The organism is Novosphingobium sp., assembly GCF_030699305.1.
GTDB lineage: Bacteria > Pseudomonadota > Alphaproteobacteria > Sphingomonadales > Sphingomonadaceae > Novosphingobium.
Map to the genome: position 1 here is coordinate 20,426 of NZ_JAUYNB010000004.1, position 13,442 is coordinate 33,867.

Below are 13,442 nucleotides of genomic sequence, written 5' to 3' on the forward strand. Positions count from 1 at the left end.
CCTCGTTAAGCAGATCAAAGATTGAGGGAAATTGGCGTCACGACGTCACATCGAAGCCATTGTCAGGGCGAGTTTTTGCAAATCCGCTCCGCGCTGGCCGCGTCTTGGAGAAACGTTAACCAGCGGCGCGCCAAAGCGGTCCCCAACCGGAATCGCCGCGCAGCGATTCCATCCGGGTTTGCACCGTTTTCGGAGATTTCCTTGCCCAGCATTCCGGCCGATAACTGGGGTGATCCGCCGCGCATCCGGATCCCCGGCATGCAGCTGCTATCCGCCGAAATCCGCTGGCAAACCGCGGCCGCCATCGGCTGCGCCTTCAGCGAACCGCTGCATATCGCGGTGTTCGAGCATCTGGTGAAAAAGGCGAACCCGACCTTCTGAAGCAGGGGCCGCCCAGCCCCTAGATATGGAGCGCGCGGCCATAGGCGGACAGCACGCTTTCGTGCATCATTTCCGATAGGGTCGGGTGCGGGAACACGGTGGCCATCAGCTCGGCCTCGGTCGTTTCCAGCGTCTTGCCAACAACATAGCCCTGGATCAGCTCGGTCACTTCCGCCCCGATCATGTGCGCGCCCAGCAGTTCGCCGGTCGCGGCATCGAACACCGTCTTGACGAAGCCTTCCGGCTCACCCAGCGCGATGGCCTTGCCGTTGCCCATGAACGGGAAATTGCCGACCTTGACGGTATAACCCGCCGCTTTCGCCCCGGCTTCGGTCAGCCCGACGCTGGCGATCTGCGGGTGGCAATAGGTGCAGCCCGGAATGTTGCGCTTGTCCATCGCATGCGGGTGCACGTCCTTGTTGCCCAGCGCCTGCGCGATGGCTTCCGCCGCGATCACGCCTTCGTGGCTGGCCTTGTGGGCAAGCCACGGTCCGGGCGTGACATCACCGATGGCCCACACGCCCGGGACGTTGGTGCGGCCCATGCCATCAATCGCGATGATCCCGCGTTCCGCTTTGATTCCAATCGCTTCCAGCCCGATGTTCTCGGTATTCGGGACGATCCCCACCGCCACGATCACATGGCTGAACTCGGCCTCGCTGACTTTGCCGTCCTTGCCCTTCAGTCTGGCCTTCACGCCCTTGCCGGACACGTCCAGCGCCTCTACCCCGGCCCCGGTCATGATCGTCATGCCCTGCTTGACCAGCGCCTTTTCGAGAAAGCCCGACACATCGGCATCTTCGACCGGGACGATCCGGTCCATCATCTCAACGACCGTAACTTGCGCGCCCATATCATTGTAGAAGCTGGCAAATTCGATCCCGATCGCACCCGAACCGATGACCAGCAGCTTGCCCGGAAGTTCGGTCGGCGTCATGGCATGGCGATAGGTCCACACACGCTTGCCGTCGGCCTTCGCAAACGGCAGATCGCGCGCCCGCGCGCCGGTGGCAATGATCACGTGCTTGGCCGACAAGGTTTCCTTGCCCTTGGCCCCGGTCACTTCCAGCTTGCCGGGGGCGATCAGCGCGCCCTCGCCCATGTGGACGGTGATCTTGTTCTTCTTCATCAGGTGCGTGACGCCCTGATTGAGCTGCTTGGCCACCCCGCGCGAGCGCGCCACCACCGCGCTCAGGTCCGCACTGATCCCGGTTGCCGCCAGCCCGTAGTCCTTGGCGTGCTTCATCTGGTGGAACACTTCGGCCGAACGCAGCAGCGCCTTGGTCGGGATGCAGCCCCAGTTGAGGCAGATCCCGCCGAGGTTCTCGCGCTCCACAATCGCCGTCTTCAGGCCGAGCTGCGCGCAGCGGATCGCCGCGACATACCCGCCGGGGCCGGAGCCCAGGATTGCGACATCATACTGTTCGGACATGGGAAACTCCCGGAAATACCGTTAAATCAGGTTCAGGCGACCAGCCCAAGCGGCTGCTCCACCAGCTGTTTGAACGCCTGCATGAGCTGCGCCCCGTCCGCCCCGTCGATCGCGCGGTGATCGAAGCTGCCGGTCACCGACATCACCGTGGCCACCGCCAGCGCGCCATCGACCACAAACGGGCGCTGCTCACCCGCACCGACCGCCAGGATCATGCCCTGCGGCGGGTTAATCACGGCATCGAACTGTTTGATCCCGAACATCCCGAGGTTCGACAGGCTGGCCGTACCGCCCTGATACTCGTGCGGCATCAGCTTGCCTTCGCGCGCCTTATCGGCCAGCGCCTTCATTTCCTTCGAAATCTGCGACACGGTCTTGCTGGCAGCATCGACGATGATCGGCGTGATCAGCCCCGACGGCGCGGCGACCGCAACCGAGATGTCGCTGCGGCTGAACTTGCGCAGTTCGTCCCCGGCAAAGCTGACATTGCACTTCGGCACGATTTCAAGTGCCTTAGCCAAAGCCTTGATAAGCAGGTCATTTACCGAAAGCTTGACGCCTTGCGCCTCCAGCGCCGCATTCAGCTCGCCGCGCAGCTTCAGCAGCGCATCGAGCCGGACGTCAACCGTCAGGTAGATGTGCGGGATGGTCTGCTTGGCCTCGGTCAGGCGGCGCGCGATGGTCTTGCGCACGTTGTTGAGCTTTTCCGCTTCGAACGGAATGCCGAAGTCCGGAGTTGCCGCCGGTGCCAGTGCCAGTGCAGGTGCGGCGCTGGCCGCCGGAGCGGCAACCGGTGCTGCCGCCGCGCCCGGCGTCGCGGCTTCGACGTCGGCCTTGACGATCCGGCCACCGGGGCCGCTGCCGGTCATGCCCGCCAGTTCAACCCCGCGCGTGGCGGCGATCCGCTTGGCCAGCGGCGATGCGACCACGCGCTCACCCGCGACCTTGACCTGGGCTGCCATGACAGGCGCGGCGGCAACCGGAACAACGACGGGGGCTGGCGCAGGCGCTGCCGGAGCCGCCGGTTTGGCGGCCGGCGTCGGACTGGCGTCTTCGTCATCACCGGTCAGCGTCGCGATCACGGTGCCGACCTTCACGTTCTCGCTACCCTCGGCCACGGCGATGGAGGCAATCACGCCTTCGTCCACCGCCTCGAACTCCATCGTCGCCTTGTCGGTCTCGATCTCGGCCATGATATCGCCGGACGACACCTTGTCCCCCACCTTGACCAGCCATTTGGCGAGCGTGCCTTCCTCCATCGTCGGGGACAGCGCGGGCATCTTGATTTCGATCGGCATGGATTTTCGTTCCGGTCCTCTTGAGGGGGAGCTTTTGACGTTACGTCTCTGGCCAAAATGGACGCCTAGGGCAAGGTGCTTGCGCCGAATACGTTTGTATCGGATATGTCCACTTCATGGGGGATTTCGGGATGCGCGTCTATCTGGTGATCATGGACGAGACGGATGAGGCCAACGTCGCGCTGCGCTTTGCCGCCCGGCGGGCGGCCCGCACGGGCGGAACCGTCCACTTGCTCGCACTCGTCCCGCGTCAGCCATTTGTCGCCTTCGGCGGCGTGCAAGCCACCATCGAGGAAGAAGCCCGCGCCCGCGCCGAAGCGCTGGTTACCGCTGCGGCAGGCAGCCTGATGGGCGAAGCGGCGATCCCGCCTGCGATTGCCGTGCGGCAGGGGGACGGCGTGCAGGTGATCCGCGAGTATCTGACCGAACATCCCGAAGTCTCCGCGCTGGTGCTGGGAGCCGCCAGCAATGGCGCACCCGGCCCGTTGGTGCTGCATTTCAGCGGCACCGCAGGCCAGTTGCCCTGCCCGCTCTATGTCATCCCCGGCGCTATCGGCGAGGCCGATCTTGATCGCCTCGGAAGATCCTGAACAGCCTTAGGTTTTCCCGATACCATATTGATACTTATGGCTTCATGACCGTCGGCAGCGTGGCGAGATCAATCCGCATCACATTGCTTTCATCGGCATAGGATTTGACCGGCTGTTCCAGTGTGACAACCACCATCGCCTTGGCGGCACGAACATTGCCCAACAGCGCATCCGGCACGCTGAAACAGGCGTCAAACAGGCAATCGGCGGACTGCCGGGCCAGATCGACCGCCGTGTTCGCGCCGTCGTTGATGAACCGGGCCTGGAACCTTCCGGCCAATGCCGGCGCGTCCTCACCGAACAGGCCCAACGTGGCCCCGCCGCCCTGACAGACCGCCAGCACGGCATAAGCCTGCCATTTGAGCACCCCTGCATCGGCCAGCCGGAGCCGCGCCGGAACTTGCGCAAACCGCACCGGGGCGCTGCCCGCCTTGCGCCATTCCAGCACCGGCAGATCGAGCGGCGCAAACCGGTTGAGCGCCACCAGTCGCGGCTGATACCCGGCCCCTTGCGCCTGTGATTCCAGCCGTAGCAGCCCGAACGCCTCGTCATGGTCACGCACCTGCAAGGTCGCCGCCATCACCGGTTGCTGCGCCCGGTACTGGCCCATGCGCTGCTGCGCCAGCTTGCCCATCTGCTGTTCCAGCAGCGGCAGGTTGACCCCGAAGTCAGCCTGAGCCACCGCGACAAAGGCCGAATGCAAACCGCGCTGCTCAGCCGTCAGCACAGTCAACCCGGTGGCGGGCGGCGCGCTGCTCCGGTTCTGCTGTGCGGTCAGCATGGTGCTGCCGAACATCGTGGCCGCAGCCATTTTGCCATCGCGCAAGTATGCCATGCCGCCCTGGCAGCCCAGCGTCCGGGCCTTGTCGGCAAAGCGCTTGTGCGCGGCGGCGCGGGCCTTTTCCCCCGCTTCGGCCGAGGCGGTGATATCACCCAGGCCCCCGGCAGCGCGTCGGGCCGCCTCGATCTCGCCGTCGACGTTTGAGCCGCTCATCTGCGCGGTCCATGCCTTGTGCATGAACCAGCCTTCGAACCCGCGCATCATGCTGCACGTGTTTTCCAGCGCTACCGCCATGCCCAGCCGGTCGTAATTGTCTTCCGGCGCGGGCGGAGTGGCAGCGGCTGCGGCAACCGGCAGCAGCGCGGAAAGCAGGACAAGCGAGGCTGGTTTCATCGGCGTTTTCCCTGGTGGCGAATGTTGGCGGGGCGGCCGCGCGGACCGGCCATGTGCTTGCCCTTGTGGCGCAGCGGCAGCGGCTTGCGGCCGCGCGGTTCGATCGCATCGCTGTCTTCGGGCTCAAACTTCAGCGCGCCGGTGAGCGGGTTGGCCTCGGCCAGCCGCAGGCGCACGATATCACCCATGGCAAAGCGCGTGCCGGTGCTGTCACCGATCAGCACCTGCGCCTTTTCGTCATAGGAGAACCGTTCGTCCCCCAGCGTTGAAATCGGGACCAGTCCGTCCCCGCCCAGCCCGATGATCGTGGCGAACAGACCGAACTTCTGGACACCCGAAATGCGCGTGTCGAACACTTCGCCCACCCGGCTGGCCAGCCAGGCGGCGACATAGCGGTCAATCGTTTCGCGCTCAGCCTCCATCGCGCGGCGTTCGGCGGCGCTGATCGCCTCACTCACCCGGCCCAGATCGGCGCGATCGCGGTCGGACAGGCCGGAGGATGGCGGCAGATCGGCCTGCGGCGCGGGCTGCTCAAGGTGGAACGCATCGACCAGCGCACGATGGACAAGCAAGTCGGCATAACGCCGGATCGGCGAGGTGAAGTGCGCATAGCTGCCCAGCGCCAGCCCGAAATGGCCCGCGTTGCGCGGCCCGTAATAAGCCTGGGTCTGGCTGCGCAGCACCGCCTCCATGATCAGCGCCTTTTCAGATTCGTCCGCAATATCCTTGATGAAGCGATTGAAAATGCTTGGGGTTATGACCTGACCAAGCGCCAGCTTGCGGTCAAACGTGGCAAGGTATTCCTTCAGCGTGACCAGCTTTTCCCGGTTCGGGGTTTCGTGGATCCGATAGACCACCGGGGCGACCTTGCTTTCCAGTGCCTTGGCCGCCGCGACGTTCGCCGCGATCATGAAATCCTCGACCACGCGGTGCGCATCAAGCCGTTCGCGCAGCGCGATCTGGGTGATCTTGCCCTGTTCGTCCAGCACCACGCGGCGTTCCGGCAGGTCGAGTTCGAGCGGTTCGCGGGCCTTGCGCGCGGTTTCGAGCGCGGCCCATGCCGCCCACAAGTGCGTGAGGTTGTCCGCCGCCTCGCCCGCATCGATCCGGCGCTGCGCTTCTTCATAAGCCACGACTTCGGAAATGCGGACGATGGCGCGGGTGAAACGCCATGACGTTACTTGGCCCTGCCCGTCGAAGGCCAGATGGCAGGCCATCGCCGCCCGGTCCTCGCCCGCGCGGAGCGAGCAGACATCGGCGCTCAGCACTTCGGGCAGCATCGGCACGACCCGGTCGGGGAAATAGACCGAATTGCCGCGCTTGCGCGCCTCGGCGTCGAGCGCGCTGCCGGGACGGACATAGAAACTGACGTCGGCAATCGCGACCAACGCGCGAAAACCGCCTGCGCCGTCTGGCTCGGCCCAGATCGCGTCGTCATGGTCGCGCGCGTCGCTGGGGTCGATCGCAACGATGGGCAGGTGCCGCAAATCCTCGCGCCGCTCTGCGCTGAGCGGCAGCTTGGCGGACAGCTGCGCTTCTTCCAGCACTTCGCCGGAAAAGACGTTGGGGATGCCGTGCTTGTGGATCGCGATCAGGCTGAACGCCTTGGGGGCGAGCGGATCGCCCAGGATCGCGGTGACTTTCACGCCCGCGCGCGGGCTGCGGCCGGCGGGTTCCGCCAGCACGAGCTGCCCGGCTTCCGCCCCGCCGAGATCGGCAATCGGTGCGGCGTGGCGCTCACGCTTGTCGACCGGGGCGAGCCAGCCGTTGCCGGTCCCGTCAATTTCCACCACGCCCATGACCTGATCGGCCATGGTCGGCAGGGTCTTGATCGGGAAGGCGATCCACCCGGTTGCGGTTTCCTCGGTCCGCGCGAGCACGCGGTCACCCTTTTTCACGGCGGCACCGCCGCGCGGTTTCTGTCCGCGCACCCGTTCGATCAGGCGCAGGCGCGGCGGCGGAGTGGCGTCATCGGGTTGCCAGTTGTCAGGCACGGCGATCGCCTCACCTTCCTCGATGTCGATCACCCGCAGGACCGTCACCTTGGGCACGCCACCCATGCGGTGAAACGCGGTGCGGTTGCCGTCGATCAGGCCTTCATCGGCCATGTCGCGCAGCAGCGCCTTCAGCTGGATCTTTTCCTGCCCTTTCAGGCCAAACGCCTTGGCGATTTCCCGCTTGCCCGCCGGTTCGGCCGAGTTCGATATGAAATCAAGCACCTGCTGGCGCGAGGGGAGACCCTGGATGAGCTTTCCTTTCGGTGGATTGGGACCCCGTGAGGATTTGGAAATTGCCACCCGGTCAGCCTGCGCGCGGCACGAACGGGCCGCCGGGGACGGCGGAGGACACCGGGCTTTCGGTGCCGTCGGGCGCGATGGCGCTGACCCCGAACAGCCAGTCATCGCCGCGCACGCCGTCGAGCTTGAGCGAGGTCGCGCCCGGATCGTCGATCCGCACCGGGTCGGCCCAGTCGCGCACATCGGTGCGGCGGCGCCAGACGCGGTAGGCGACTGCTCCGGCCGCGGGCTGCCACTTGACCGTGGTGAAGGTCTGCACGGCGGCTTCGGCCGTGGTGACCGGCGGTAGCGGCGCGCGGGCGAGCCGATCAGCGACGGCGATGTTCAGCCGGGTGACACGGGCGAGATAGGGAAAGTCCATTTCATCAATCGTGTCGCCATAGACGGTGCCCTGATCGACCCGCAGATCCTGATGCTGATGGTCGTAATCTTCCACCGCCACCGAGAAGCGGATCGCGGGAACGCCTGCTTCCTGGAAGGGCAACTGGTCCCCGCCCCGGCCCATCCGGTCCGCCCGCCAGACCTGACGGACGTTCAGGCCAGTCTGAACAGTGCTGGCGACATCATTGATATAGCGTGAAAGGTTGCGGCTTGGACTGTCATTTTCACCGCCGAAGCGGCGGGCCTGCGCGCGCAGCTTGTCATCACCATCGGCGCGCGGGCCTTCGGAAAAGACCCGGACGTTGCCGTCATCGACCAACCCGTCAGATCCGCGCGAATTGCCGACAATGTCGTTGTTGAGCACGGCCTTGACCGTCCAACCCTGTTCCTTGGCATATTCGGCCAGCAGCCGCCCGCCGAGCAGGCCCTGCTCTTCGCCTGACAGCGCGGCATAGACCACGGTGGTCGGGAACTTGCGCTGCGACAGCACGCGTGCGGCTTCCAGCACCAGCGCGGTGCCGGAACCGTCATCGTTCGCGCCGGGGGCGTCAATCGTCGCGTTCATCACGTCGGAGGCGCGGCTGTCGATATGGGCCTGGATGATCACGACCTCGCTGGGCCGCTCGGTCCCGCGCTGGATCGCAACGACGTTGACCAGCCGGGTCGGCACCGGCACGCGCTCTGCGGTGACCATGCGTTCAGGCAGGACGATTTCGAGGCAATTGCCACACGTCTTCGACGTCTTGCGAAATTCTGCCTCGGCCCAGCGCCGCGCGGCGCCAATCCCGCGCTTGGGATCGTCCTGCACCGACATCGTGTGACGGGTACCGAACGACACCAGCCGTTCCACATCGGCACGCAGCCGGGCCTCGGATACGTCCGGGTCAGCCGCCACCAGCGGACTGGCCAATGACAGTGCCAGCAGCGCTGCAAACCTAGTACGAACGCGCGACATAGATCGTCTCCACGACAGGATCGCCCGTGAACGGGCAGGTGCCGGAAACCGGCGTTCCGGTCATCGGGGTGTTGCGGATGGTCAGCTTCATGGTCTTGAGCTTGTCCACCACGGCGTCCAGCGCCGCGCCGGTCGGACGCGCCCAGCCCAGTTCCACCCAGCCCGGATAGCGCGTGTCCTCAGCAAAGAAGGCTTCCAGCCCGGCCAGGTCGGTCACGCCGCGATGGATCTGCGCATCGCGCCGCGCGGTGGCTTCGGCGTGGAGCGAAGACTGGACCGATTCCAGCTCACCCACGGCGGCCGCCAGGAACTCCTCACGCGATTGGGCGACGAAGTTGACCTTGCCGTCCTCGCGCCACAGCCGGTCGCGGCGCACCACGGAAACCTGCCCGCCAGCCGCATCGCGACCGCCGATTTCGAGGATCAGCGGCACGCCCTTTTTCACCCAGCCCCAGCGCTTTTGCGTGGCCTTGCCCGCGCGCTTGTCGAGCAGCACGCGGACCGGTTCGCCCAGCGCCCACTGGCTGGCGAGGGCTGCGCGCAGTTCCTCGCAATAGGCGAGCAGCGCGGCGTCGCCATCGTCTTCGCGCAGCATCGGCAGGATCACGATCTGCTGCGGGGCGATCCGCGGCGGCACGCGCAGGCCGTCGTCATCCCCGTGGGTCATGATCACGCCGCCGATCAGCCGGGTCGAAACGCCCCAGCTGGTGGTGTGGCACAGCTGCTGGCCGCCTTCCTTGTCCTGATAGCGGATGCCCGCCGCTTCGGCGAAACCGGTGCCAAGGTAGTGCGAGGTGCCGGCCTGAAGCGCCTTGCCATCCTGCATCATCGCTTCGATCGAATAGGTTGCAACTGCGCCGGGGAAGCGTTCGTTCTCAGGCTTTTCACCCGCGATCACCGGCATCGCCAGATCGTCTTCCGAGTGCGACCGATACATTTCCAGCGCGCGCAGCGTTTCCGCCATCGCGTCGGCGCGGTCGGCATGGGCGGTGTGGCCTTCCTGCCAGAGGAATTCGCTGGTCCGCAGGAACATCCGCGTGCGCATTTCCCAGCGCACCACGTTGGCCCACTGGTTGGTCAGCAGCGGCAGATCGCGCCACGACTGGATCCAGCGGCTCATCGCCTGACCTATCACCGTTTCCGAGGTGGGCCGCACGATCAGCGGCTCTTCCAGCTTGGCTTCGGGATCGGGGATCAGCCCGCCCTTGCCGTCCTGGATCAGGCGGTGATGGGTGACGACCGCCATTTCCTTGGCAAAGCCGTCAACGTGCTCGGCTTCCTTGGCGAAGTAGGAAAGCGGGATGAACAGCGGGAAATAGCAGTTCTGCACCCCGGCCGCCTTGATCCGGGTGTCCATCAGATGCTGGATTCGTTCCCAGATGCCATAGCCCCATGGCTTGATCACCATGCAGCCGCGCACGCCCGATTCCTCGGCCATTTCGGCTTCCGAGATGACTTCCTGATACCAGGCGGCGAAATCGGCTTCGCGGGTGACGGACAGGGCGTGGCGTATTTTGGCTTGAGTCATGTTCGCGCTGTTAGCGGCACATGACGACAGGTTCAAACGCTATGGGACGGCCCTGCCCGGTTTGATCACTTCCCCAGCTTGTCGAGCTGCTTTTGCATTTCCGCCATTTGCGCGCGCAGGGCGGCGATTTCGCTGTCCTGTTCCTGATCGCGGGTGACGGGTTTGGTTTCACCCAGACCGGGCATGAACGCCGTTGCCGCAGCCTTGAACATCGCGATGTTCTGCTGGGCGAGTTTGGCCAGCGGGTTGTTGCCCAGGCTGTCCTCGAACGCCTGGCGCAGCTTGGCCTGATTCGAGCTGAAGTTTTCCATCGATGCTTCAAGATAATGCGGGACCAGTCCCTGCATTGAATTGCCATACATCGAAATCAGCTGGCGCAAGAAATTGACCGGGAGCATCTGCTCACCACCAGTGCTTTCTTCGTCCATGATGATCTGGGTTAGGATCTGATGGGTAATATCAGTGCCGCTTTTCGCATCGAGCACTTTGAAGTCGATCCCTTCACGGGTCATCTTCGCCAGATGATCGAGCGTGATATAGCTGGATGACTGGGTATTATACAGCCGCCGGTTGGCGTATTTCTTGATGACGACCGTATCGCCCTTGCCCTCGCTCATGCCGTGTCCCCTGCTCTCTGCTGCAATGTTAGCACTTGCAGCAACGGCAACGCAACATAAGCTTTGCACCGCAACTCAGCGGGCAAACCGGCGCCCCAGCAGGGTCAGCAGTTCATACTGCGAAAGCCCGCTGCGCTGCGCGGCTTGCGGCAGATCATAGTCGATCTCCAGCCAGTCGCCTTCGCGCAGGTCCGGGGCGCGGGTCAGGTCCACGACCGTCATGTCCATCGACACCCGGCCCAGCACGGGCAGCGCCCGTTCCCCGCTGCGCAGCACCCCCTTGTCCGACCAGCAGCGCAGATAGCCATCGGCATAACCGACGCTGACCACGCCCACCCGCATCGCGGCGGCGGCGGTGAAGGTGGCGTTGTAGCCCACGCTGTCCCCGGGCTGCAATTCACGCACCTGCATGATTGCGGCCTGCGGGCGAACCACTTGCCGGATGTGCCCGGCCAGCGCAGCGCAGGGCACCCCGCCATAGAGCGCCAGGCCGGGGCGCGTCAGATCGCCGTGATAGTCCTGGCCCAGCGCAATCCCGGCGCTGTTGGCCAGCGCCGCGCGGCGGTGCGGGATCAGCGCGCGCGCGGCCTGCCAGCGCTCCCGTTGCAGCCGGTTAAGCGGGTTGTCCGGTTCCTCTGCCGCGGCAAGGTGTGAATGGAGCACATCGACCGTCAGACCGGCGATCACCGGATCGTCCAGTTCGCTCAGGCTGACGCCCAGCCGGTTGATCCCGGTATCGACCATCAGGTCGCACACCCCGCCCCCGCCCGCGCGCCACAGCTGCGCCTGCTGGATGGAGTTGATTACCGGCCGAACCCCGGCCGCGCGGGCATAGGCCGAATCGGCGGGGGTGAGCGGTCCGTGCAGCACGGCGATCCGGGCGGCGGGAACGTGCGCGGCCAGCGCGGCCACTTCCCCCCAGTGCGCGACGAAAAAATCGCTGCAACCCGCAGCCTGCAACACCGGCGCAACCTGCGCCGCGCCCACGCCATAGCCATCCGCCTTGACCGCCGCCCCGGCACGCGCCGCCCCGGAGCGCCGGTCCAGTGCCCGCCAGTTGGCGGTCAGCGCGGCGGTATCGATCGTCAGCCGCAGCGGGGACGCCGGAGCGTCAGGCCCGGTCATTTGCCGGGATCATCGGCATAGTCGCGCGGCAAGCCGCCTTTCAGGCCCCACATCGCGACCAGCAGCGCCATCAGCACGACCACCCACGTATACCACAACCCGGCATAGGGATCGCCGGTCCGCGCGACGATATAGCTGGCAATGAACGGCAGGAACCCGCCGAAATAGCCGGTGCCAATGTGATAGGGGATCGACATCGAGCTATAGCGCACGCGCGGCGGGAACATTTCCGCCAGCAGCGCGGCCACGGGGCCATAGGTCGCCGCCGACAGCGCCATCAGCACCAGCAGCGCCGCCACGATCAGCGCCGACTGCGTGAGCGACGGCTTGTGCTTTTCAAAGTTGAACACGGTGCTGCCGACCAGTTCCTCGATCTGCGCCTTGCGGATCTTGGCGTCGGTCCAGTCGAGGTTGCCCAGCGGATAGGCCTTGCCCTCAGCCGTCACGAGTTCAAGCGCCGCGCCCTGTTCCAGCGTATAGGTCACGCCCGCCCCGGCGAAATCGCCCATCAGCTTGCCGCAGCTGGATTCCTGCACCGTGGCGAACGGGTTATAATCGCAGGCCGGGCCGCGCAGGGTCCATTCGATCGCCGCGCTCTGCGCCGGGTTCTTGGCCACTGCCCCCATGAACCAATAGGTCGGGAACAGCAGCGCCAGCGTCAGCGCATAGCCAACCACAATCGGCAGCTTGCGGCCGATCCGGTCCGACAGGTGCCCGAAATAGAGGTAGAACCCCATGCCGATCAGCGCCGAAATGCCGACGATGATTTCCGCCGTCGTATCCTCGACATGCATGGCCGATTTCAGGAACGACAGCCCGCTGAACATCGCGGTATACCAGATCACCGTCAGGCCCGCGGCGATCCCGAACAGGGCGATGGCGATGCGCTTCTTGTTGCCCGGATAAGTGAAGCTCTCGACAAACGGGTTGCCCGCGATCTCGCCCTCTTCCTTCATTGCCTGGAACACCGGGCTTTCCGACAGCTTGAAGCGCATCCACAGCGAGATCGCCAGCAGCGCGATGCTCAGCAGGAACGGCACGCGCCAGCCCCAGTCGTTCCAGGTTTCCGGGCTCATCACGGCCTTGCAGCCCAGCACCACGATCAGGCTCAGCACGAACCCGCCGACCACGCTGGCCTGGATATAACTGGTGAAATAGCCGCGCTTTTCAAACGGTGAATGCTCGGCAACATAGATCGCCGCGCCGCCATATTCGCCGCCCAGCGCCAGCCCTTGCAGAATCCGCAGGACGATGATGATCGCCGGGGCCCAGTAACCGATGGTGTCAGCCGATGGGACCAGCCCGACCCCCGCAGTGGCAATCCCCATCAGGGTCACCGTGACCAGAAAGGTATACTTGCGCCCCAGCTTGTCGCCCAGATAGCCGAACAGCACTGCACCCAGCGGACGGAAGCCGAACCCGACCGCGAAGACCAGCCAGAACAGCAGCATTTCCAGTGTGGCGTTGCCGGTCGGGAAAAACGTCTTCGACAGGATCACGCCCAGCGTGCCGTAGATGAAGAAATCATACCATTCGAACACGGTCCCCATCGACGATGCGGTGATGACCAGCCGCATGTCCGATGCGGTTGGTTCGACGTGCTGCGCCGGTTCGGCCATGAAAATCCCCCGATTGGTTCAGTTTGTGCCTGCTCTAGCGAGGGT

The 13,442-nt window shown here is 65.1% G+C and carries 11 protein-coding genes; 2 read left to right on the forward strand and 9 right to left on the reverse strand.

What is annotated here, in order from left to right; translation table 11 throughout:
• Window positions 1–21 precede the first annotated feature (21 nt).
• A complete protein-coding gene (locus Q8Q53_RS00485; protein ID WP_305699780.1) occupies window positions 22–381 on the forward strand; it encodes a hypothetical protein in 360 nt (119 codons plus the stop codon).
• Window positions 382–400: 19 nt separating this feature from the next.
• Here the strand turns inward: Q8Q53_RS00485 and lpdA are convergent, their stop codons facing one another.
• Entirely contained in the window at window positions 401–1,813 is a 1,413-nt protein-coding gene (lpdA, locus tag Q8Q53_RS00490) for a dihydrolipoyl dehydrogenase (protein WP_305699781.1), read from the reverse strand.
• A 32-nt stretch (window positions 1,814–1,845) separates the two neighbouring features.
• Window positions 1,846–3,111 (reverse strand): pyruvate dehydrogenase complex dihydrolipoamide acetyltransferase, encoded by a 1,266-nt coding sequence (locus Q8Q53_RS00495; RefSeq protein WP_305699782.1) that lies wholly within the window; start codon window positions 3,109–3,111, stop codon window positions 1,846–1,848.
• A gap of 131 nt (window positions 3,112–3,242) precedes the next feature.
• Here Q8Q53_RS00495 and Q8Q53_RS00500 point away from each other — a divergent pair, with 131 nt between their 5' ends.
• Window positions 3,243–3,701, forward strand: coding sequence for a universal stress protein (locus Q8Q53_RS00500; protein WP_305699828.1), 459 nt, complete (start codon window positions 3,243–3,245; stop codon window positions 3,699–3,701).
• Window positions 3,702–3,735: 34 nt separating this feature from the next.
• Here Q8Q53_RS00500 and Q8Q53_RS00505 read toward each other — a convergent pair whose 3' ends face one another.
• The 7 genes from Q8Q53_RS00505 to Q8Q53_RS00535 form a co-directional block, all read right to left on the reverse strand.
• Complete coding sequence (locus Q8Q53_RS00505; RefSeq protein ID WP_305699783.1) at window positions 3,736–4,875, reverse strand: hypothetical protein; 1,140 nt, start codon at window positions 4,873–4,875, stop codon at window positions 3,736–3,738.
• The gene (gene rnr, locus Q8Q53_RS00510; protein ID WP_371136474.1) at window positions 4,872–7,172 is read right to left on the reverse strand and encodes a ribonuclease R; all 2,301 of its coding nucleotides are present in this window, start codon (window positions 7,170–7,172) and stop codon (window positions 4,872–4,874) included. Before rnr ends, Q8Q53_RS00505 begins: the two co-directional genes overlap by 4 nt.
• Window positions 7,173–7,176: 4 nt before the next feature.
• Window positions 7,177–8,508 (reverse strand): M20/M25/M40 family metallo-hydrolase, encoded by a 1,332-nt coding sequence (locus tag Q8Q53_RS00515; protein ID WP_305699784.1) that lies wholly within the window; start codon window positions 8,506–8,508, stop codon window positions 7,177–7,179.
• Window positions 8,489–10,036, reverse strand: coding sequence for an aminoacyl--tRNA ligase-related protein (locus tag Q8Q53_RS00520; protein WP_305699785.1), 1,548 nt, complete (start codon window positions 10,034–10,036; stop codon window positions 8,489–8,491). Before Q8Q53_RS00520 ends, Q8Q53_RS00515 begins: the two co-directional genes overlap by 20 nt.
• 65 nt (window positions 10,037–10,101) lie before the next feature.
• Window positions 10,102–10,653 carry a polyhydroxyalkanoate synthesis repressor PhaR gene (gene phaR / locus Q8Q53_RS00525; protein ID WP_305699786.1) on the reverse strand — a complete coding sequence of 184 codons (552 nt, stop codon included), beginning with the start codon at window positions 10,651–10,653 and terminating at the stop codon, window positions 10,102–10,104.
• Window positions 10,654–10,728: 75 nt separating this feature from the next.
• Window positions 10,729–11,778 (reverse strand): alanine racemase, encoded by a 1,050-nt coding sequence (gene alr / locus Q8Q53_RS00530; RefSeq protein ID WP_305699787.1) that lies wholly within the window; start codon window positions 11,776–11,778, stop codon window positions 10,729–10,731.
• Window positions 11,775–13,397: an MFS transporter gene (locus Q8Q53_RS00535; RefSeq protein WP_305699788.1), complete on the reverse strand. Its 1,623-nt coding sequence runs from the start codon at window positions 13,395–13,397 to the stop codon at window positions 11,775–11,777. The genes alr and Q8Q53_RS00535 overlap by 4 nt, the downstream gene beginning before the upstream one ends.
• Window positions 13,398–13,442: the final 45 nt, after the last annotated feature.